This window comes from Halospina denitrificans, assembly GCF_004364635.1.
In the GTDB taxonomy this organism is placed as follows: Bacteria; Pseudomonadota; Gammaproteobacteria; order Pseudomonadales; family Oleiphilaceae; genus Halospina; species Halospina denitrificans.
Genome location: NZ_SOAX01000006.1, coordinates 179799 through 204239, shown reverse-complemented (window position 1 = coordinate 204239; position 24441 = coordinate 179799). Strand labels below are relative to the sequence as shown.

At 60.1% G+C, this 24441-nt stretch carries 7 protein-coding genes; 2 read left to right on the top strand and 5 right to left on the bottom strand.

What is annotated here, in order from left to right; all coding sequences use genetic code 11:
• Positions 1–69: 69 nt before the first annotated feature.
• Complete coding sequence (locus DES49_RS12845; RefSeq protein WP_243865044.1) at positions 70–1302, top strand: DcaP family trimeric outer membrane transporter; 1233 nt, start codon at positions 70–72, stop codon at positions 1300–1302.
• A gap of 10 nt (positions 1303–1312) precedes the next feature.
• Here DES49_RS12845 and DES49_RS12840 read toward each other — a convergent pair whose 3' ends face one another.
• Together DES49_RS12840 and DES49_RS12835 are read right to left on the bottom strand one after the other, a co-directional pair.
• Positions 1313–2437 carry a hypothetical protein gene (locus DES49_RS12840; protein ID WP_133736824.1) on the bottom strand — a complete coding sequence of 375 codons (1125 nt, stop codon included), beginning with the start codon at positions 2435–2437 and terminating at the stop codon, positions 1313–1315.
• Entirely contained in the window at positions 2421–3257 is an 837-nt protein-coding gene (locus tag DES49_RS12835) for a hypothetical protein (RefSeq protein WP_133736823.1), read from the bottom strand. The genes DES49_RS12840 and DES49_RS12835 overlap by 17 nt, the downstream gene beginning before the upstream one ends.
• Before the next feature lie 97 nt (positions 3258–3354).
• Between DES49_RS12835 and DES49_RS12830 the strand changes: the two genes are divergently transcribed.
• Positions 3355–5169: a sensor domain-containing diguanylate cyclase gene (locus tag DES49_RS12830; RefSeq protein WP_133736822.1), complete on the top strand. Its 1815-nt coding sequence runs from the start codon at positions 3355–3357 to the stop codon at positions 5167–5169.
• Between the two features lie 2 nt (positions 5170–5171).
• On the opposite strand, the gene DES49_RS12825 is transcribed toward DES49_RS12830, so the two are convergent.
• The 3 genes from DES49_RS12825 to DES49_RS12810 form a co-directional block, all read right to left on the bottom strand.
• Entirely contained in the window at positions 5172–11540 is a 6369-nt protein-coding gene (locus DES49_RS12825; protein WP_133736821.1) for a putative Ig domain-containing protein, read from the bottom strand.
• Between the two features lie 549 nt (positions 11541–12089).
• Positions 12090–16127, bottom strand: a complete 4038-nt coding sequence (locus tag DES49_RS12815; RefSeq protein WP_166646082.1) for an RHS repeat domain-containing protein — start codon at positions 16125–16127, stop codon at positions 12090–12092.
• A 56-nt stretch (positions 16128–16183) separates the two neighbouring features.
• The gene (locus tag DES49_RS12810; protein ID WP_166646081.1) at positions 16184–23893 is read right to left on the bottom strand and encodes a fibronectin type III domain-containing protein; all 7710 of its coding nucleotides are present in this window, start codon (positions 23891–23893) and stop codon (positions 16184–16186) included.
• Positions 23894–24441: the final 548 nt, after the last annotated feature.

Here is a 24441-nt window from a genome sequence, read left to right as displayed (position 1 = left end):
CGCTTTGGATGTCAGGGATCACTTGATCCCCGCAACCCGTGCCGATGTGCAGAGAAAGGAGACGACAACATGAACAAGAAGATGTCCATAACCGCCCTGGCCCTTGCCGTGGGCGCCGGCGCCGGAGCTGCTCAGGCGCAGAGCCTGGAAGAGCGAGTGAGCGCGCTGGAGAATACCCCGATGGCGAACACGAACTTCGCCGTCGGTGGCTTCGTAAAGGCCGACTCACACCTGACCCAGGCCACCGACGGGGACTCATCCGCAACCCAAGAGTTCCTGATTCCCTCGCTTATTCCAACCGGCGGTGACAACAGCAGCGTCAACTACAATAACAACGCGAAGCAGAGCCGGATCTTCTTCAAGACGACCTCCGATACCGAGATGGGCGATGTGGGCACCTACATCGAAATCGACTTCCGTGGCGCCGGGGGTGACGAGCGTGTCTCGAGCAGCTACGGGGTACGGCTTCGCCACGCCTTCATGACCTTCCAGGATTTCACCATTGGCCAGACCTGGTCCACCTTCTTCAACGTGGGCACGCTGCCGGAAAATCTGGACTTCGTTGGCCCGGTAGGGACCATCTTTGAGCGCCAGGCCCAGATCCGCTACAGCCCGGGTAACTGGGATTTTGCGCTGGAGAATCCGCAATCCACTTTTTACAACAGTTCCGACGCAATCACCCGCTCTGAGGCTGACGCCACCGTCGACGATCTAGGAGGTACAGCAAGTTACGATTCGAACCGTATGCCTGACCTTGTAGCCCGCTACAACGTTCCTGTGGATGCAGGCAGCCTGAGCATTGCCGCAATGGGACGTGAAATTGCGTATAAAAATGGTTTCGTCAACCCAGATGGCGACACTCGCGAAAGCGCCTATGGTTATGGCGTGTCTCTCGCCGCCAAGATGCCGGTCGGCGATAACGGCAGCGACATCCGGGCCCAGCTCAACGGTGGTAACGCCATGGGCCGGTACCTGAGCCTGAACGGATTCCGCGCGGCGCAGATTGAGGATAATGGCGACATCGAACTGATCGACCAGATGGGCGGCTTCGTTTCCTACCGCCATATCTGGAGCCCCCAGTGGCGCTCGAACCTTACACTGTCTCACTCTACCGCAGACAACCCGGACAGTGTTGCAGGGGGCGCAGCCAAGAGCTACAGCAGCACCCACGCCAACCTGATCTACTCCCCCATTTCCAACCTGGACCTGGGCGGCGAGATCATCTGGGGGGACAAGGAACTTGAGAACGGGAGCAACGGTGAGCTCCACCGGCTGCAGTTCACCGCCAAGCTCGGATTCTGAACCCACCTCTTCAGTTGGCCGCCACGCCCGTGGCGGCCTGTTTTATCCCCTCCATCGGCAGAAAAACCCCGCGAATACGTTCCTGTCGTGCCTGCTGCAGGTGCTCGACACGGGTCTCAATACGGTTGCCCAGATCGCGCTCCAGATTCTCACGGAAACCAGCCAGCCCCTCCTTCAATCGCGCTTCCATGGCATCCCGGCTCACGGCCTCCTCAACGCTCAGCAACGCCCAGTCAATGGTCAGCATGGCCGCCGTCCCCGCAACCAGCGCACAACCCAGTGCCACAGGCCCACTTGGGGCACAGATCATGGCACCCCCGGCAGCGCCGGAACCGGCACGCGTGATCACCCGCCCCGCGCCCTTCGCCGCCGCACGACGCCCGCCAACCGCCGCCGCTCCCCGGAAGGCGCCACGCCAGACCGCAAATCCCGCCAGGGTTCCACCGCCCGCGCTCAGGAAAGCCCGGTCATTGAGGCTCATCAGCGAATCCGCCTCCAGGCTGCGGTTCAGACCGTCCAGTGACACCGTATCCTCGATCCGGTGGGAGCTGCGTGATTCCGGCTTTATTGGAGCGGGCACCTCATGCTCGGACAACTGGCTCACAAGCCGGGCCATCCAACCCTCCCGGCTCCGCCGGTCATGGCGTACCAGCCCCCGGGTAAGATCACGATCCAGCCGCGCCAGGGACTGCTCCCAGCCCACCGCCTCAAAAAGCCGTTCGGACGCCTGCTCCTGCACATAGTTACGGTCGTCCAGACCGATGATGTTCAGCGCGGACATCCCCAGGCGGCTGTATTCCCCGCCCAGGCTGTAGTACCAGTCCAGGAAGGACGGAATACGGTTTTCAACGCGCAGAAAGAGCCTGTCCAGGTGCTCGCTCATACGCTCCCGAAGCACCCCCTGCCCCATGGAAGCCTGCGCCCGGAACCAGAACTCGGAATCCGCCCTGAGCCCGCCCAGCTCGGAGCGCGGGACCCGGAAATACCGATCCTCCAGGGTCAGTCTTACCTGGTCACGGGGGTCCCAGATCCGCTGTGTCTCCGCCCCCGCCAGCCACCAGAAGCCCGACAGGAGCGAGGCCAGCACCACGAGCTTAACGCCGGTTGCGAACAACCCATTAGGAGTCGAGCGCATAGACACCTCCAATGGCCTCGGGCGGCAGGCGGCTCAATACGCCGTTGCAAAGCAGCAGCAGAGCCGTCACGAACAGGGCCTGCTCCACGAACACCATCAGCCAGACAAGCACGACAATGGGCCAGCCCGCTACCGGAAACCCGCCCAGGTTCTGGGCCAGCCAGAGCTGGACGCCCTCCTTGGCAGCCAGCAGCCGGAGCCCCTCGTGAAGCACCCCACTACGTGCCGCCTCCTGGTCCACCTGGTGCCAGACGGCCTGGGCCAGCGAAGCCTCGGTAAAATCCGGCTGGGGCCGCAGGAAAGCCATCAGCACCAGCGCCACCACGAGCACCACGCCCGTCACCAGCAGACTGAGACGCCAGACAAATTCAGGCCGGTACCCGGGATTCAGGTCCGGCCGGAAACCACGATTCAGAAAAGAACGCACAACCACCAACCCCAGCACACCAGCCACCATTAACCGCCACAGATCCGGCTCCCGCAGGCGCACCAGAAGGGTCATGAGGAATGCGGACAGCACCAGGGCCTTCGCCATCTGCAGGGTCCACATGACAGGGCCGCCAGCCAGGCGTCGCTGCCAGATACTGGCTTCATGAAAATAGGCCCTCAACCAGGCCCGCCGTCGCAGCCGTTTCCGGGGAAAGAGCGCGGATACCATGAGCGCCGAGACCAGCAACCAGACGGCGGCAATCGCCGGCGTCGAGAGCACCGGCGCAAAGATCGCGTAACCCCAGAGCGCCATGACCACTGCAACAAGAACCAGCGCATGCCGCGGCACGGCACTGGCAAGACTGGATCGGTGTGACGTTGATAAGTCCATGGGTTTCATTCTGGCACATTTTCGATCAGGGCATCCCCGTGGATTCGACTACACTGCTAGAGGTGAATCCAGATTCCGTTCTTAGCGATTGAAGCCTATGCGAGTCCACCCTGTCGTCCTGTTACTGATCCTCTGCAGCCTGTTCCTGCCGACTGTGGCGACTGGCGCCTCCGATCCGGTCATGCTGGACACGGAATCAGAGCGTTACGACCTATCCCTCGCCCTCTCCTACCTTGAGGACGAGAGCGGGCAGCTGGAACTGGAGGAGGTCCGTGAACTGCGCCAGTCCGGAGACTTTCAGGGCGGCCAGTCCGAGGCCCTGAATTTCGGCTTCACCGAATCCGCCTACTGGTTCCACGTCCAGCTGGAGGCCGGAGCCCCACCGGATGAGGCGTGGGTCCTGGAATCGCTCTACCCCATCATGGACCATCTGGAACTCTACGTGGTCTACCCGGACGGCGACATCGCCCGATACTATTCCGGCGATTCCGTGCCCTTTGATCAGCGCTCCCGGGACCACCAGCACATCAATTTTGAATTCACGATCGAACCCGGCCAGACGCTGGACCTGTACATGCGGGCAGAGACCAGTGGCGCCGTCCAGATGCCCATGACCCTCTGGACCAAGGATGCCTTCTACAACAACGACCATGTGATGGGCCGCGTCTTTGGCATGTACTACGGCCTCATCCTCGCCCTGGCGGTCTACAACCTTCTTATTTTCCTGTCGATACGCGATGTGAACTACCTGCTTTACGTAGCCTACATTGCCGCCTACGGGCTCTTCCAGGCGTCGCTTAACGGCTTTGCGTTCGAGTTCCTCTGGCCCGACAGCCCCTGGTGGAACAACCGCTCCATCGCCTTCACCATGGGCCTGGGCATGGTGTTCATCATCGGATTCAGCCAGTCCTTCCTGTCACTGAAAACCAATGCCCCACGCGCCCACAAGCTGTTCAGCATCCTGATGCTGGCATTCATGGGGATCGCGGCCACCTCCCTGGTGCTGCCCTACGGCCCCGTCATCCGCGTGGGTACGCTGCTGACGGCCATCACCGCCATCGCCATCTTCGTCGTGGGCATGAAGTGCTGGCTCCAGGATTTCAAGCCTGCCCGCTACTTCATGATCTCCTGGACCCTGCTGCTGATGGGCATGCTGGTCTACACCCTCAAGACCTTCGGGCTGCTCCCGGCCAACTTCTTCACCGAATTCTCCATCCAGATCGGCTCGGCCCTGGAGATGATCTTCCTTTCCATGGCCCTGGCCGACCGCATCCGTCTGGTTACCAACGAGAACCAGCGACTCCAGCGGGTGCAGAACGAAGAGCTTGAGAAACGCGTCAGCGAACGCACGCTGGAGCTGGAAGAGGCGAACAACAAGCTCAAGGAGTTGAATGCCATCGACGGCCTCACCCAGCTCAAGAACCGCGACTTTTTCTATGAGACCCTGGATAACGAGTGGCGCAAGAACTCCCGGAAAGACAACCACATCTCCCTGCTCCTGCTGGACGTGGACCGCTTCAAGGAATTCAACGATGACTACGGCCACCTCTGCGGCGACGCCTGCCTCAAGCACCTGGCGCGTGTCTACGAGGACTCCGTCAGCCGCGCTGGCGATTACGTGGCCCGCTACGGCGGCGAGGAATTCGCCATCCTGCTCTGCCACACCACCCCGGAAGGTGCGGAAACTGTCGCCGAACGGGTACGCGAGCGGGTGGAGAACACGCCCCTTGAATGGGACGGGGAGCAAATTCCCGTTACCGTCAGCATTGGCGTCTCCAGCCATATCCCACGCCCTAAGGAGGATATGACCCTGTTGATCGGTGAGGCGGACCAGGCGCTTTACGAGGCCAAGGCCGAGGGGCGGAACCGGGTAAAGGTATACTCGGAACCGCCATCAGAGCCTGAAAAATAGCGTTACTGCTTTAACGGCAAGGCCCCAATATTCCATGGCGCCGTTCTTACGGCGCCTGTCGCGTCGGTTTCCAATGGGAACTCAGGCGCGTCACTCAGGTCCAGCCCGGCGCCCGCCGCGACGGAATCCTCGGGGGAAAGCCGGTAATCATGCTGGTCTTCGGCCACAAAGAGAACGGAGAGATTCCGGAAGTCCGGATCGGGTGACGACCCATCCGTGCTCAGGTTATTCCCGTGTTCGGTCCAGGTTCCGTAATACTCCTGAAAATCCACACCCTCGTTGTAGGCGACGAGGTTATTGAACACGCGTGCGGAATCGGTCTGGTAGAACAGGCCAATCGTGTTGTTCACGAGGGTATTGTTGTAAACGGCGCCATTGCCTTCAAGGCGAAGACCGGCAGACGTATAGGCCCCGGTAAACCCATGGATCACGTTGTTCTGGATAACGTACTGGCCCTGGTTGCTCGTCCGAAGACCGCCTGATGAATAGGGAGCCCCCGAATAATCCCCGGCGAGCCTCAGATTCTTGTAGTAATGGACGGCATCAGAGTCCGAGGGTTCGGCATCGATCGCCATAATGTCCTCATACCCTTTATTGGCCACGCGAATAACACCGCCTTCCCCGATCAACCGCACATGCCGGGACCGGACCTCAATCGCATCATCCGACTGGGCTTTGGCGGCGTAGTCCAGGGTATAGCCGGACTCAAACACCACATAAACGGGCTTGTCCTGGGTTGTCTCGAAGCCAGCAATAACCACCCGGCTGGTATCCGCCACGCCGGAGGAAGCCCGCAGCCGGAAAACCAGGGGTTCACTCAGGCTGCCCTGCTCGCCAGCGACCGCTTGAGCCAGGCTCGTATAATCGGCGTCGGCCTCCGGATTGGTGTCAACGTTGACAACACGCATCCCCGCGTATCCCTCCGGGGAAACAACCAGGCTGAATTCCTGCCGGGCAATACCGTTGTGCGCGTCCCTGACCTCGATCGTGATCCCGTATTCGCCAACCTGGAGCTCTCCCCGCTCCCACTGGAGCAGACCCGTCTCCGGATTGATCCTCATCCCGGAAGGCGACTCCACCAGCTCGAAGACCAGCTCGTCCGAATCCGGATCCTGCGCCTTCACGGCATACTCATAGAGGGCATCCTCACTGGCTTCAGCGTACGCAGGCGGCTCGGAGGTAATCTCCGGAGGCCGGTTGGTGGCACTGCCAACCGGCAGCGCACCAAGATGCCAGGCGCCCGTGCGCGGCGCGCCGGTCAGGTAGGTGTCAAACGGGTACTGCCCTGCCTGGCTCAGGTCCACGCCCTGGCCCATGGCATTCTCATCCCAGGGCAGCAACTGGTAGTCCCCGGCCTCCGGCTCCTTGAAATTGACGTTCCGCTCCCGGAACCCGGAATCAGGACTGGTGTCATCCTCGGACAGGTTTCCGGCAGTGTCGGTCCAGCCACTATCGCTGTAAGAGAATCCCCTTTTGTAATCCGCCCGGGCGTTGTTCTGGGCAATGTTATTGATGGCGGTCGCATCCCCCCATGCCAACAACCCAGTTCCATTCTCTACGAGCGTGTTGTTGTAAATGTAGGCATCCGTTCTTGACACAATCCCCGCGCCGTCGAAGCCCCGGATCAGGTTATTGCGGACTACCGCCTCACCGCCATTGCCTGTCTTGATGCCAGTGAACGCCTGGACGGAAGTGCCATTCACCCCCTCGATAACAAGCCCCTCCACAATCTGAACGGGCTGGCTTTCGTAAGGTGTGCCACGGATCGCCGTGACATAATCCATCCCATTGGCATCAATCTGAATCCGGCCTCCGTCACCCCTCAGGTGCACGTCAACGCCATGCAGATAAACACCCCTGAAACGATTGCCTCCCGCCTGGATAGCCAACCTGTAACCGTCCTGGAGAACAATGGTGATATTGTTGTCCGCGGTGGTCCCTATGCCCGACAGCTCCACGCGATGGGTATCCGGCAAACCGGAACTGGCTCGGGCATAAATCACGACGGGCCTGTCCAGGGTGGTCCCCTGCAGGGACTGCGCCGCCTCATGGAGGCTGTGGAAATGGGCGCTCGAGTCAGGGTTGGTGTCCACCACAATCATCTCGACATCGCCCATGCCCTCGGGCCGCACATCCAGCGTATAGGTCTGCCGGACCACGCCCCCATCCTGATCGGTAACCTCGACAACCACCTGGTGCACGCCCATCTGGCTTTCGCCGGGCTCCCAGCTGATCAGGCCGGTCTCAGGGTCCACACTCAGCCCTTCGGGGCCATTGAGCACCTGATAGCTGAAAGTATCATCCGTTCCGCCGGCCGCCTGGACCTGGTACTCGTAGGCCCCGCCCACTTCCGCCAGTGCCTCCGGTTCCGAGTCAATCTCGGGGCGCTCGGCATTCACCGACCACTCCAGCGCCCGCAGCAGTGCCGGGTCATCCTCCGGGTAACGCAGGGTCAGCGTATCGTTGGCCGCCACGGTGCCGCCGTTGCCCGTACCCGCAAAGGTCTGGCTCTGGCCGTCCACCAGGGTGATGTCCGACTGGCGCAGGGTCAGCGTGGCCTCGGCCGCGCTGATGCCACGACCACGGTTCACCAGGCTCGGGCGAATCTCATGCTCGACCACGCCCGGCTCAACGGTTTCCTTGCGGACGGTGTCGTAATCGCAGATGAAGAATTCCTGGTCCGCCTGCGCCCGGTCCCTGTTGGTGATTGCCACACTGGGCGTAACCAGCCCATCGAATCCGGCATCCCCGCTGGCGGTCTGCGCAAAGCGCAGGAAGTAGTTGCGGTCGCCGTGGGCCCGGCAATCGTTCCGGCCACGCAGGGTCACCCGCTGCGGTTCGGACCAGTTGTCGGCGGTAAACTCGAGGTATTCCTGGTCACCCTGAATCTCGCCGGCGGTTTCATCCGAAACCGACAGGCCCAGCACCACGGATTCCCCCGAGAAGGGCGCACTTTCGAGGCTGACATCGACTTCCGCGGTTTCCATGCCCCACTCATCGGTCACCATTTCGTTGACGGGCTCAACGACCACGCCAACATCCGCCGCGCGCTTGCTGACAACACAGCAGTTCTCCACCGTCACCTGGTGTTCGTCGTCCTCGATCAGCGCCGAAATGGTGTATTCACCCGGTTCAAGATCATCGATGTTCCACAGGTACTCACCGGCCCCGCCGTCCATTGTCTCGGGCAGGCCGGAGGCAATCACCTGGTCCTCACTGTGGAAAAGGGTGATCTCCGCCTCGCTGTCCGGGTCATGAGCCAGCCAGCGGATGGCTACCTCGCCGCCCTGGCGCACCAGGTCCTGGTCCGGTCGCTGGAATTCCATCTCGGGCGGCACATTGCCGCCGCCCTGGTTCACAAAGAACGGCTGCAGTACGCTCCACTCGCTATCGCCCTTGTCCGTTACCGTCCGCACGCGCCAGTAATACGACGAATGGTTGGACAGCTCGAACGACAGCGGCCAGGTCGGCTCCTGCCTCACCGTCTCGGCAACGCGGTCCGTCGCCTCTTCATCGCTGTAAAGCTCGAACTCATAGGAGACGCCAACGCCGTCCGGATAGGCCACCTCCTTCACCCAGAGGGTCGGCTGCAGAACCTGGATCCAGGCGTCATTGGCCGGGTTGGCGGGGGTGGGCACTTCAAGGGCCGTATCACCGGTCACCACGTCGAAGGCGCCCTCGGCGACCGGACTGTCCGTCTGGTCATCCGAGGCCCGCACCCGCCAGCGGTAGCTGGCGTTATCCGCCAACGCATCCGGCTGCCAGCTTGCCTCGCCGTTGCTGGGCGTGACCTCAGACTGCTGAAGCACACTGCCCTGCCCGTCCAGCAGCTCAAACCGGTAAACAAGGGAAGCCCCTGAGGGCGACGACGCCCCCTGGGCAACCAGAGAGGGCTGGCGCGAGTCGCTCACGTCGTCCGTGGCCGGCGCCACCAGTTCCGGGACCGTGGGTCGCGCATGGGACAGGTCCACACTGAAGTTGCCCGCCTCGCCGACGGACGACTGGCCCGCACTGGTGTTGGCAATGGCGACCCAGTAGTACTCCTGGCCGTCACTCAGGTCCGAGGACAGGGTCCAGTCAGTAACTCCCTCGCTGCCGGCGGGGATGCCCTCGGTCTCGGCGACGGGATCGGAAAAGTCGTCGTCATCGGCGTAGTAGACCTGGAAGTCATAGGTAACATCCGCGTTATCGCCATAACGGGCGTTGTCCACGGCCAGCGTCGGACGGCGGGTATCCACTGTGATGCCCTCGCGCGGCGAATGGATGCTGAAGGGGCGCGGCGAGTCCTCGGAAGCCGCCACGGTGAAGCGGCTGTAGACCCATTCGGTACCCGCCACCGGCGTATCCGCCTTCACGCGCCAGAAATAGGTGGCCCCGGGCTCCAGGGACTGCTCATCCAGGGTGACCGTGGTGGTCTCACCCTCTTCCATAATCTCGTCCAAGCGCAGGACCTGTTCCGTCATGGCCCGGTCGGAATAGACCTCGATGGTGTAGGTCACCATCTGGTCCGGGTCGTAATCCGTGGAGCGCAGCTCCAATGCCGGCGCGGCGCCAACGGTGGCATCATGGACGGGCGCAACGATCTGGACGGCCGCCGGGGCATTGGTAATGGGATCGGTGCCGCCGCCATCGCCCCCGGAACCATCATCCGAGCCATCGTCTGAGTCTCCGTCATCACCATCGGAGCCGTCGTCGCCATTCTCGCCGTCCGGATCGTCTTCCGGGTTAACGGTGATCGTGGTGGTACGGACGGCGCTCAGTGCGCCATCGCTGGCCTCAAAACCAACCTCGTAGTCCCCGGCCTGCCCAACCTCGGGCACCCAGTGGAATACGCCCTGGCCGTCCCCCCGGTCGGTGAACTCCGCACCACTGGGTAGATCCTGGGCCTCAAGGCTGACCTCGGTCCCGTTCGGGTCGCTCGCCTGGACCAGGAAGCCCACCTGGGCCGTCTCGTGGGTGGTGTAATCCGTAATGTAGGCAATCTCCGGCGGCAGGTTTTCCTCGGATTCGGTGCCGAAGACCAGTTCGTAGTCATTCGCCGGCTTGGCATCAAAGACATGCACGTAGTGGTCATAGGAGACGTTGTCATCCTTCAGGGACTTGCTTTGCCACATATTGGCCCCTTGCAGCAGGGAACCGTCGCCCCGGGTAGCACGCTTAAGGGGGCGCTTTCCCTGGTAGGGGTCCGGAACACGGACGTGCACAAACTCATCGGAATCCGCCACGGACAGCGAATGGCGCACGCCATTGGGGGTGCTTTCCCCGGCGCCCAGGCTCCCGGTGATATCATTAACCGGCGCGCAATCGATGCAATCCATGGTCTCCTGGCCGGTCGCCTCGGACTCAAAGACCCGCAGCTGCTTCCCAACACGCGCCAGATAGTCCCGCACCTGGTCCCGTCCGGGCTGGTTGACCAGCACATCCGACACCAGCGTGCGGGTATAGACGTCATCGATCAGTGACGTGAGTGCCCCGCCGTACTCCTCGGCATGGGTCATGCGGGCATCAAAATCCACGAACTCACCACTCAGGGTGGATTCCATGACCCACCGGCCCATGCGGTTCTCCTCGCCGGCAATGGTGCCAAAATCCAGCAGCAGAGTCCGCTTGGCGCTCTCCTCGTCGATGTAGCTGTCCGTAATCTCAAAGTCCACCAGCAGCCCCTGTTCGTTCTCCACGATCTCGGGCTGGGCGGATTCAATCTGGAGGTTGTGGGCCGCGCCACTGCCGGTGTTGGCCACGCGCACCCCCAGGGTGTAGGGCTCAACCGGTTCCACTTCGGTCGTCATGGGGTTGTCGCCATGAACCTCCTGGGGCAGGAAATAGTCCAGGACCAGGGTGGGCTGGGGCTTGACGCGAATGCTGTCCGGCGCCGCTTCCAGGGTCTTTGCCTTGCCGGCGTAGGTGAGATCGAGGGTGGCGCCCACGAAGAAGAGCTTGCCCTCATCCCCGTCACCGCCGGCACCGGCGGTCGGAATCATCAACCAGCGCAGCTGCCCCTCACCATCCGCGGGAATCACGCCATTGGTGACAGCACCCGCATCCCCGGTCGCCATGGATTCCACGCCACGGGAGTCATCCAGCCGAACGAAGAAATCCGCGCTGTCGCTGTTGGTATCCGAGGTGGCAACGACGGGATCGCCGTTCTCGTCTTCAAGATTCACGGTGATCTCGATATCCTCGAGCGCCACCCCATCCAGCGTATTGGCAATGCGCATGGTCGCCTCAAAGGCCTGACGCTCCATGGTCAGTTCCTGGGCGATCTCGATCTTGACCTCTGCGCATACGGATTCTTCCTCTGCATGAGCCGTCGCTGCAAGCAGGGCTAATACAACAACTAAAAAAATACCTCTTAGGGCGCGACGGTTCATGAACGACTCCTTTTTCACGCAATCCCTCTTACTGTCTAAAAATGACCTATTTGGTATCCCAAATGGTGTCCGGAAGTAATCAATAAAATAAGATTATTGATCATTTATACTCTCTAAAATTTCATCCGAAAATTTGAGACCTCTATCGATAGTCAGCATCATGAGATTACTGTTGTCATAATCATTAATTCGCGCTCTCCCGGCAGATTCTAAGAGCTGCGACGCTAAATATGACAAGACTTCCGCTTTCCTGTTGATACCGATAGGGTATCTTCTGTTTTCGACACAACTCTCTATCGTAGCTATCCTTTTCCTCCAAATTCTTGTTTGCCTACCTATTTTTTCATAAATATTCCGATAAGGAATCTCCGAATCGCGCAAACCGTTACGATAAGAAATCAGATTATCCTTTACTTCCTTTACAGCCCCAACGCATTCCAAATCTTGGAAATCGCCATCACCACCTCCGCCCCAAGAGTTCAAAGGGATAAGAAAAGCGGAAAAAATAAGAATTCTTATTACAGTCATAAGCATACCCTCACAAACCAACTATCTACGCCATTCACTTCTAGGGGATAGCCGACTGGGCCGACCAGGGGCAGAACAGACTGAAAAATCTTGGTGCAATTCTTTAAATCTTCTGTAATGCCGGATTGTTGCCTTTTCCATAAAGGCCTCAAATCTCACCCTAGCGTAAAATTCACACTCCAGTCTCGTGTCCCAGCATTGGTAGCGGAGACCAGCGTCATCTTCAAAATCTCTTTTGCATCGCCGAAGTTCAGCTATATACCATCCATAAAACATTTCCCAATCCTCAATAAATATTTTTCTCCGCTCTTTTAGGAGATAATGATCAAAATCCTGATCGGCGTGACAGCGAACATCATCTGCCGTTCCTACTAATCCCAACCATCTCCTCACCATTCGGAGAACCTGCAATGCCCTAAGTCCTAGAGGATCTGAGAATTTGTTTGGGTTCTGATACGCATAGCTATAGGGATTTATCCCACCATCAAGCCCAATTGGATCCGCCTGCAAATATCTACCTAGACTTGGGTGATAATCTCTATAATAATTATGATTTAGTCCTGTTTCTGCATCATGATACTGACCAGGAAATCTTAATGGATTAATCACCATGCCGTCAGCGATTTCGGACTCTCCGAAAGCATGAGTTTTCGCGTCCCAAACTACTGCACCATTCTTTGCAATTAGTTTTTGAGGGGTACCTAGTTGATCATTGTTGTAATAATAGATCTGGGCGCTCTTTCGCAGGAATAATGGGCGGGTCATCCAAGCCTCTTGAGGCATATAATGATACTCGCGCATCAAGTTTCCACTGACATCATATTCACCCACTAGCCCTGATTTATTATAGAAGAAATAGGTGCGAGTCCCATTAACCTCCTTCCACATGCGGCGGCCGAGCGGATTGTAACCATAGCGTGCTATAGTAGCGTCGTTACCGTCCTTAACTTGGACCAGACGCTCCCGGGCATTGTAGATGTACTCCTTGACCCCTTCCGGGCCTTCCTCACGTACGAGATTGCCATTGGCATTGTACTCGTAGTAGGTATCACCACGCTGGATGAGCTGATTAGCTTCGTTGTATTTGAGTGGCTCAAGTTCATCCTGCGGCTTGTCCGTTCTGGTGTGCTGCGTACGGTTGTCAACGCCATCGTAGTCGAAGGTTTCTTCGGACTCTCCCGGATAATCCGCCAAAGTCAGGCGATAGAGCGGGTCGTAGTCGTATTGGGTATCGCCCTCGCTGGTCTGTTTGCTACGGAGGTTATCGACGACATCATAGTCGTAAAGCATGGATAAGAGATCCATACCCGCCGAATCCACCAGACGGTTCTCGGTCATGCGCATCAAGCCGTCAAAACGGCGTTCGATGCGATTGCCGCCGGGTAGCTGAATAAGCTGTGCTCGGTGCCACTGCCAGTTTGTAAAGGTAATATCGCCTTCATTGGGGATTTCGATGCGCTGGATCTGTCCACCCGGTGTGTAATGATACCGGTAGGTGATGTTTTCAGGGTTGGTGTAGGTCTTCATCCGACCGACTGCATCGTAGCTATAAGTGATGGTTTTGCTGAAGGGGCCGTAATCCGTAGTGGCTTGAACCATCTGACCACGGGCGCTGTAGTCATAGCTGACGGAAGTGTTCTCGTCGCTGTAGCCCGCTATCTGGCCGAGGGCGGTATAGGTGAAGGTGATGGCACGAACCGGGCCGCTGTCAGCCTGGTTGTCATAGAGCTCGATGCCGATCAACTGAGCCGCATCATCGTATTCATAGATCAGCTTCTGGCCTTCCGGTGTGATCTCCTCCGTGAGGTTGCCATCCGCGTCGTAGGCATAAGTCCGCTCATGCTCCACGCCGGACTCAGGCGTGCGGATTTCAGCGGTCACCTGGTCATTACGATTGTACTCAAACCGCGTTACCCGCCCTTCTGGGTCCGTGACGCTGATCAGGTTGTCCCGGTAGTCGTACGCGAGCCGTGCCACGCCACCTTCAGCGTCCTGAATCCGGGTTACCCGTTCTAGGGCGTCGTACTCCCGGTTGGTGCTGTTCTCCAGCGCATCTGTTTCCTTCCGGATCTGACCGTGCGGATTGCGCTTGAATCGGGTCTCACGCTGACCGCCCGCCCACTGCTCTGCAATGGACTCGATTTGCCGCTCGCTGTACTGAAAACGCCGCTCGAAGGTAGGTAGATTGGCTTTCTTGAGCTGTACTCCATTCCATTCCATGTTCACAGTGTTGCCATCAGCATCCTGCATGCTCCTGGGCATACCCAGAGGAGTCTTTATCTGGCGGCTCTCGTGATCTAGCGGATTGATTACAATTCGTTCTCGATTCTCACGATCGCGTTCGATTTCCGTCCGGTGGTCATACGGATCGATGATCGCGGAGCGCGCATTACGAGAATCGTATTCGTACTGCGTTACAGCCTGATTTGGGGCGGTTTCGCGGATGCGATTGCCAGCTTCGTCGTAGCGGTATTGGGTCGTGCGTTCGAGCGGATCTTGCTCGTTCAAAAGATTACCCGCCTCATCATAACTGTAGCTGTAGCTGGCACCACTCGGCAGAGTTCTGGTCAGAACCTGGCCCTGGACGTTGTAGGTGTAGGTTGTGGTATTGCCCTCGGGGTCACGGCGCTCGATGACGTTGCCGTATTCATCCAGGATTTCCCGCACCTCGGTATCCGGACCACCGGGGCCGGAGCGGGTGATGACGCGGGTGCTGTCGTCGGGGTAGGTGTAGCGGGTCGTGCGCTGTACGGCCGTGCCCTCGGCTTCGATCATCTTCGCCGGACGGTTGTCATCGTTGTACTGGTAGCGGGTTACGGTGCCGCGGCGGTCGGTATGGGCTTTCACCTGGTGGCTGTTGGTGGCGTAGGTCCAGGTTTCCTCGGTGCCGTCGCTGTACCAGCGCCGGACGAGGCGGCCCTGGAGGTCTCTGCGTGAGGCTTGGAAGGTGCCGTCCGGCTGCCGCTCAAGGCGGTATCGTTCAGTAGCACTGTCGCCGACTTCCGTGGCGTAGACTTCTTCCACAAGCTCGTCATTCACGCGCAGGGAATAGGTTAGCGCCACCTTCTCGTCCGTGCCCGGCACACGGCGGGTGGTGTTCACGCTGTTGCGGCCATGGCGACGTTCGCGGATGGTGCCGTCCGGGTGGCGCTCGTAGACAACGGTAATGCCCTCATCGGAACTGTCCGCTCCCACGTTGTAATCAACCTGGTAGCCATCGGCGTAGGTGATGCGGTACTGGGTGTTGTCATCCAGGTCATAGCCGTAGCTGGTGGTATTGCCCCTGGGGTCGGTGAAGGCAGTGAGCTCGCCGTCGCTGTTGTAGTCGTACTGCCAGGTTTTGCCGCGCACGTCAGTTACTTCCGTGAGCTGGCCATCGGCGTCGTACTCGTAGCTGACGCGCCTTCCCGTGTAATCCTCAACGTAGGACGGATGCCTTGCCTGCTGGTCCGCATAGCCCACTGTTGCCAGGAGGCCGCCATCCGCGTTCCGGATTTCGGCGATGCGGCCCTGTCCATCGCGCTCGATCTGGGCATGGGTCTGCGAGAAGTTGCCGTAGGCAATGACTTTGCCGTCCTGGTCATAGCGGATCCAGTTGCCACCGGGGGATTCCCAGCGGTAGCCGTCCTCAAGCACCTTGATGGTGGGGCTGCCGGGGCGGACGTATTCGGGTGTTGCGTAATCACAGACCCATTCGCCGGACTCGTAGCCACAGCCCCCGCGTCGGCCCATTTTCCGGCCCATGAACTCCAGCTCGTTGCCGGGCTCGATGGGGCGTCCGCCGAAGTTGGTAGAGCCCCGGGAGAGGACGGCGGTGCCGTCCTGTTCCTGTTTGACCAGTGGCTGCCAACGCTGGTTCCAGTCCCATCGGGCCGATGAGTCCGGGTTGTAGCTGCGGCTGAAGCGTACGGTCGCATGCCGGCCCTCAACCGCCAGGTCGCGGGAATCCATCGTCAGCCCATTCAGGAAATGGATGGATCCCGTATCGGTCTGCAGCCCTGGGGCCGCCTGGGCCAGCGAGACGGCACAAAGCATGATCAGAAGAAAACTGTAACGCATGAATCTCAGTCCTTTGGTTGTCTGCACTGGCTGCTGTGTGTCTGCCTGTCCAATCATTAGTCGCCACCTCCCTGTGAGCACTGGCAACTGCCGGAGCTGCAGCTGTTGTCCTCACACGCGGAATCCTTGGGCTCGATGGGCGTTCCACCCCTGGGGGTGTAGGTGGTGCCGCCTCCGCCGCCACCGCCATAACCGCCCACAAACCCGCTACCACCGCCGATGCCGCCACTGCTGGTGCTGCTCTCGCAGGAGGAGCCGCCAACGGCGTTGAACAGCAGACGGGCCGCATTGCGGACAAAGGTCCCAACCGCGCACTCAAAGCTGTAATCACAGGCCGCCTCGTACTGGTGCTTAACACAGCCCCCGCCACTCGCGCTGCCATCCGCTTCCGGAAGGAAGTCCTTCAGTGCTGTGATGCGGTACGGAACGACCACGACCTGGCCAGGAGCGAGTACTTCGGGAATTTCCGTCAGGTATTCAAACCGTGCGTACTCATCCCCCTCGGGGAGGCTCGCGTTGACGTTCTCCGCTTCGACCTGGCCGTGATTGGAAAGCGTGAATTCCCCCTGGAATACCTCGCCCTTCTCAAGCATCGGCAGGTTGACGGACGCCGGCTCAAACACGACCACCGGAGCGGGGACATCGGTCTCGAAGGTGGACTCGAGGACGATGTCGTAACGATCCTCAATGGTGATTTCCTTGACCGAGAACTCCATCTGGATCAGTTGGTTATTCAAATAGACCTGTTCCCGGCGAGTGATGCCAGGGCGCACCTCAATCTCGCCGCTCGTGGACTCATGGTCGAAAGCGGAGGCCCGATAGGTATACCGCCCTGGAGCAAGGTCCTCGACGAGTGCTTCGCCATTGACGTCGGTCTCTACCTTGGTCTCATCCAGGGTTTCCTGATGCTGGAGCGTGATCTGGGCGTCAGCCAGCCCGGGGATGGGCTCGCCGTCTTCATCCAGGGTGGCCGTGTGTATGTCGACCGCGTGGAAGAGCACATTGCCCTCGCCGGACTGGGTGACGCTGGCGAACACCGGAATATCCAGGGCTTGCGCGTTATCTCCCTCCAGGCGGAGGCGGAACTCATGATTGCCTTCCGCCACCTCGCTCGTGGGCTCCAGGCGAAGCTGGATGTCCGTGCTCTCGTCAACCTCAAGGTTCCCCAGGTCGCTGGGTGACAGGAGGTTGAGCCAGTCCGGTGCGGGATTGCCCTGGTTGTCCTGGAGTTCCAGGCTCAGGTTTTCCGCCGATTCCAGGCCATCGTTGGTGATGGTGAAGGTCTCGCGCTGTTCCCCGTCGTGACTGATGCCGGTTTCCAGGTGGGTCGGCTGGGCCTGCAGCCTTGGCTTGGCTTCAGTGAGGTAGTAGTCGACCTTGACGGTATCCAGCGGATCTTCGCTGTTATCCGCCATAACATGGGCCCGTACAGTGCCCTGTTCCGGGGCCTGCTGGGTGCCGCTGATCACCATTCCGAGCGTGGCCCGTTCGCCGCCGGCAATGGTGAGCGGCCCGGCAAGATCGAGGTTCAGGCCGTCCGGCAGGGGCATGTCGTTACCCTCGGCATCCTGCTGTGGCGCGTGCTCCAGGCGGACATTGTTCAGGTCACTGCCCTTATCGGCCCGCACCTTGACGTCCAGCCGGTAGTCGTAGTTCCGGGGGAACTCCAGCTCCGCCCGGGTTGGCGAGACACCGGCCCCCTCGACCAGAAAACTGCCATGGTCGGGTCGGTCCGTAACCGACGGATGGAGGGCACTCACCCGGTAGCTGCCCGCCTCTCCGGAGCCCGGCGTAAAGCTGTGGCTGAAGGTGCCATCACTGCGGGTCTGCAGCTCGAATGTGCGCTCAAAGCCACGAACGTCCAGCACGAGATTGACGGGCACGCTGCTCAGCGGTTCATCGGTGTCCCGGTCCAGAGCGCGACCTTCGAGGGTCACGGTTTCCCCGGTGAACACCGTTTGCGGCTCCACGCTTTCCAGCTCGGCATAATAGCTGGTCTCGCGCAGGCTCACGTCGGAGCTGGCACGGCTTCCGCCAATGGAGACCGCGGTATCCCGGCCCAGCTGGTGGTGGAATTGATCCACTTCCAGATGGAGCCGCGCGTCTTCGGGGGAAGACATGGGCGCCAACACGTCAAAGGCCTGGGACTCGAAGGTGTCGCCGGGGGCAATACGTGCCACAGTGTCGCCGGAGGCATTGGTGACCACTGAGCCTGTCGCCTGCTTGGCGGCCTGGCTGCTGAGCACATTGCCGTCCCGGTCCTTGAGCACCAGCCGGATCTGGTCGCTTGGGTCGTTGCCGTTATTCCGGGCCGTGACGATCTCCATCTCCACGTCGCTGGTGTTCTCAAGCACCAGGCGAGCCTTGCCATCGGCACCTCGGACCATTTCCTCGGTTTCCACGTCCAGGCGGACACCGGACTGGCCGACACCTGCGGATTGCTCCTGCTGAATGCTCAGCAAGTGGCCGGGGCTGGGTTCGAGCACGATTTCAGCGTCCAGAGTGGCGTGGCTGCCGAGCTCCTCATAACCACCGATGACCACGGGCACGTCCGTATAGTCTCCGGCTTCCACGCTGAAGCGTTTGGACCAGTGCTCGCGCACCTCGCCGTCAACCTCGACGCCCACCCGCAGGCGCGCCTGGACCACTTCTTCGTCGCCGGCATTGGTGACGCGGTAATTGAGCCGGTTCATGACGCCACGCTCGATGGCCGAGTCCTGCTCGTCCAGCAACTCCATGGACAACGCGGGCAGTTCCAGGGTGTTTGCCACGCTTCGCTGGCCGTCCGTATTCACGGCCACCACCTGGTAGGTCCGGTCTTTCGGGGCACCGCTGAGTGACTCGCCGTCGGCATAGTCCGGATCGGTAAAGGCGGTTTCGGTGATCAGGTCATCGTGCAGCGGGACCGTCTCCTGGTTGCTGTCGAGATAGCCAACCTCGAAACCGGACAGGTTGGCGTTCTGGTGCTTCCAGGTGAGCACGGGGCGGCCTTCTTCCGGAATTGAGATCGCCAGTTCGCTGACCGGGAGCAGATCCGAGTCCAGGTAGTCGCTGTTGGAGGGGGCGGACTCATTGCCGGCCTTATCCACGGCGGTGACCACGTAATAGTGCTCGCTCTCCGAGGGCTCGGTATCGACCGCGATGGGCTCGGGGATGTCCGCCTGAAGCGGGGTCTCGTCCGCGAGATCCGGCGCCGGTTGGTCGGCGGCCAGGGCGAAGCGATAGAGGTTGTAGGTTACCTCGGAGTCGCTGCTGGCAACCGCCGGGTGCATCCACTGCGCGACAACTCCATTGCCCGCCAGTTCCAGGGCAAACTCTTCCGGGGCTTCCGGAGGCGTGCCCATGGCTTCGACTTCAACCACTTCGCTCTGCGCACTGCGCGATTGCTCGCCCTGATGGGAGCGGACGCTCGCCAGTGCGTACTGGTAGGTGCCGTCATCCAGGCCATCGGGCTTGCCATCAAGGTACAGGGGCTCCGCCGGGTTGCTCAGCTCCGTGACTTCACTGAGCTCGGATTCGTTCGGGCCCTGGCGGTAAACCACATAGCCGGCCGCATCCTCGACTTCGTCCCAGCTGAGTTCGACGATGCCCCCTTCCAGCGCTCGTGCTTTCAGCCCTTCCGGGATGTCGGTTGGCGGCAGATCACCCTGATAGACCTGGAAACGCGGGTCACCGTCAATGCCGGTGGCTTCGGTGCCCAGGTCATCAACCGCTGAATAGTCAAAATGCAGGTAGGCGATTCCCGGCTCTCCCTGCTCATCCAGGCCAGCGTCATGGGGAAGCTGCAGCTCGGTGGTGTAGACAGGCTCTTCGGGCGTCGATGCCTCCTCGTCCAATGCCAGGGTCAGGCCGCTGTCGTATCCGGGTATGATTGCGTCGCCGGCATCCTCCTTGAGCATCGGGACCAGGGTTGGGCTCGCGCCTGAAGCCACGGGCTCGGACAGGCGCATCTCAATCCCAATGACCTGCCCCTCGCCGTTGTCCCCGATCTCGTTGCGGATGGGGTCCACGGGGTTGGTCACGATGTCGCTGACTTCAGGCCCCTGGGCATCAATCACGATGCTTTCCCCGTCCAGCATGTTGCTGCCCCGGTTGCCGACTTCATCCCTTGCCGAGAGCACGCCATACGCCGTTCCGGATCGAGTGTCCTCCGGAATCACGAAATGCCCCTTGTAGGACTTCTCGTCGTTATAGTCCGGCTGAAGCTCCACAACGATGGGGTTGCCACCGCTTACGGTGAAGGCCAGATAAGGGGTGGTTTCAAGCGCTTCGTTGAATTCCAGGTCCAGGTTCACACGGCCGGGACCAAAGCGGTTATTCTCCGGATCGTGGCCGCCTTCGGGATCGAATTCGACGTTCTTGACGTAGGGCGCTTCGCTGTCTGAAACAGCATCGTCAGAGGGTGAGGGATCACTTTCCGTGCCCAGCTCGTTCACGGCGACGGCACGGTAGTGGTAGGTGCCATCCTCATCCGGAAGATCGGTATACCGTTCCCCCCGGACCTTTTCCTGGGTGATCCGCTGCGCCTCGGCGACGGCGGTGAAGGGCGCCGTGCTGCGATAGAGGTGGTAGCCCTGAATACGGTCATCGTCCGGAGCCGACCAGCTCAAACGGACCTCCCCCTGTGCCCGGCCGGTGGCGCTGAGACCCGCGGGCGCATCGGGAACCGTGTTATCGAGGGTTACTTCAATGGGGTCGCTGTGCACGCCGTACTCGTTCCGGGAACTGTACGCGGCCTGGGCGCGGATGCTGTTGTCACCTTCCTCCAGCGGTACCTCAGCACTGAATCGGCCATTACTCGTGGACGAGTTGGCATCCAGCACGGTGCCGTTCACCGTCAGTTGCACCTGGGTATGATCGTCAGCAGTTCCCGCGATCTCTACCGATTCGTTATTGGTAACGTGGCCGTCCGACGGGGTATCAATAACCGGCGGCTCCGGGGGTGCCAGATCAATCGTCAGCGGCCTGGTTTCCTGGGTCTCGTTGCTGTGGTTGTCAAAGACTCGCAGGTCGAGCGTATGGTCGCCGTCGTCAAGCCGGAACAGCTCCAGGTCAATACTGAAATCCGGGTTGGCGGTGAGGGACGAGCCGAGGATCTCGCTACCCAGCCTGAACTCGGCACGGGAGAGCCCGGAATCATCGCTTGCCTTCAGGTGGAGGGTGCCATCACGGGTAATGGTTCCGCCGTCCATCAGGTCCACTTGGGTGCCATCCACCTGCTGATAGACGAGACCTTCAATGGTGGGGCCTTCGGTGTCCTCTTCCGGCGTCACCTCGACACTGTCCACGCTGGGATTCTCCCCTCCGGACAGGTTCCTGGCGGTAACCGCCGCATGGTAGGTGGTGCCGTTGTCCAGACCAGCCACGCCTGATGCCAGGGTGGTTGCATCAACGTTGCGCTCGGGGTCCATGCCCTCAACCGACGTGAACGGCTGCTCAGCCACATACAGCCGGTAACCGTCGACAAGCTCAGACGGCTGGGAGGCCGGCCACTCCAGCGCTATACGACCGTCGCGGCCTTCCGCCGATACAGAGTCCGGGTTCGACAGCAGCGTAACGCCCTCATCCGACAGGGCACCGGATTCGTTGTCCGCCAGATCAAAGGCGGTCAGCGACAGCGGATGGGCGGTTGCGGGTGTAAGGCCATCCACGACGTACTGAGCGCGACCATCGCTAAGCGACACCTCATCGTTGGCAAGCTCATGGGTAACCTGCTCACCATCAATCTGTACCCGGATGCGGTAGCCCGCCAGGTCATCGTGGGGATCTTCTGAGGGAATCCAGCTCAGGCCGAGCTGGTTGCTACCGACGTTAACCTGTAGATCGGAAGGCTTTTCGGGGGAGACGACATCCACTGGGGTCAGCGGCTCGCCAGATACCTCGGTTTTCATGAGACCGCCGATATCCCGGGCGACAACAGCCACATAGGAAGGCCCGTCACGGCTCAGGCCACCCAGTTCATAGGCCTTCTCTCCAGCCGGAACCTCCGCTTCATGGGTAAGGCCTTCTACGGAATCGAAAGGCTCCGATTCCACGAAGATCCGATATTCAGCAATGTCGTTGCCGTTCTCGAACTCATCGTAATCGGGCCAGGCTAGGTCAACCGTCGTACCGTTCCCTTCCACATCGGCCTGGAATTCAACAGGGCCGGGCGCCTCACTGTTATAAAAGATATCCGCCGTTACCGGTTCGCTTACATTGCCGGCACGATCCCGCTGGCGGAAGCTGACGGTGTTATCGCCTTCCTCGAGGGGAACCTGGGTCTGCCATGTTGTCCCGTCACCCTCGGCCTGGACTGCCTCGCCATCGACCAGGATGGTGGCATGCTCTTCCCGCTGGCCGGAGAAGTTGTGGGCGTTGATGGTGGTGTGGTCCGGGTAGTCGTCGAGGACGACGGGGTTCGGTGCGGTGGTGTCCAACGCAAAATCAAACGTCTGCTGCCCATCCGGCGGGGTCGTGTTCCCCCGGTTGTCCGCAACGCTCGCTTGAACCTGGTAGGCCCCTTCCGTAAAGGGTGTAGCGGGCGTAAATTCGATGCGGTCGTTCTTGAGCTGCAGATCCCCGGTGACCGGATTGCCATCCCGAAGCACCTGGATATCCGAATCGGCCAGTGAAATGCCGCTGCCGTTATCCGTGGTCAAAAGGCCGACCGCGCCGGGAATCTCGTTGGCATGGCTCGCCTGTGTGATCCCGTCAACACGCGGTGCGATGGAATCCACGTTGATGTCCAGAACAACCGGCTCACTGGCGATTCCGGCTTCATTGACCGCCTTGAGCTCAAGGGACTGCGAGCCTTCCGCCAGATCCTGCTCAACCTGCCAGTTGTCCGTTCCGAGAACCACGCGCAAGCCATCATCAAGCCAGATGGCAACTGGGTCCTCCCCTGTCCGTTTCCCTTCAAGAACAATGTGGCGCCCGTCCAGCTTGATGGTGGCGGTGGCATCATGGGACGTCAGGACGGGTTGGGGCGGACGGGTGTCATCAATCTCAAAACTGAACTGGTAAACATCGCTGACGGTTCCCGCATCACCATCCCGGTTCTGGTCCATACCCAGGCCATCCGGCGTCTGGATATCCGGCCCTACCTCCAGCACATAGCTGCCCTCAGGCACGGGATCCGTGAGCGTGACCCGGTACACGAGCTTATTCAGGGCGTTGATGTCGGCGATGGAGACCGACCCCAGATTCGCGCCGAAAAGGGAGACATCACTGGCGGACAAGGTGGCTGGATCAATTTCGGTGGCGAAGTGCAGATCAATCGTTTCGATCGAATCCACCATCAGGGACTCAAGACTTGTCTGGACAATGCGGGTGGTTTGCGGGACGCGGTTGATGACAATAGAGCCGTCTTCGCCTGGGTTCCCCGCGGTTCCGCCTGCCGCCGACACCATGGTTTGTTCGTTGAAATCCAGGGCGGTGCCGTAGTCGATGGCGATTCGACCGCCGCCGCCGCTGCCACCATATGAGTCGGTTCCGGCAGCACCTCGCGCTTCAACCATTGCCCCTTCCGCAGCGGTGAGTGTCCCAACATCCAGCCACAACGAACCACCCGCACCGCCAGATCGGCTCGATGTTCCATTTGCTTCGATCACTCCATTCAGCTCGAGCGTTTCCACTGTCAGCTTGAATGCGCCACCACCATAGGCGCCGCCATTACCACCCTGGCCCAGGGTGGTCGGCGCCTCGGCGTCCCCGTAAGCCGCAAGGGACTGCTGGCCGCTGCTCCAGGAATCATTGCCGCCACGACCACCATGGCTGCCTCCCACATATCTGTATTGCCCATCAACATGACCTTGGCCAAGGCTGGAAACGGACAGGCGAGCATCGCTGTCTATAGAAAAATATTCTGCGGCAAGACTTAAGCGGCCACCCTCTTCTGTACTCTCGTCAAATCGGCGAGTCTTTAATATCGCACCTGAATGAAGCTCCAAACTCTTTATGGCGTAATCCTCGCCCAGGAATCTCACTCGACCGTATAGGTCCACACTCAAATCTGAAGTGCCTTCAGACAGTGAAGTAACCTCTGACCATGTGCGACTCCCCCCGGATGTATTACGAATGATCAGCCGCTTCGATGAAGCGCTACGATCATTACGGAAAACAGTGCCTGCACTACCTACGTTATTATCAGTTCCTCCCTGAACGGAAATAAATCCGGACCAGCTTCCGTGGAACGTATCGTAATAGACCGCAACACGACCACCGCCGCCGCTGCCGTCATATATTCCGTCCCCACCAGCGCCATTCGCCTCAATCCTCGCCTCTTCCGAGGCGGTCATTGTCCCTACATCCAGCCACACCGAGCCACCCGCAC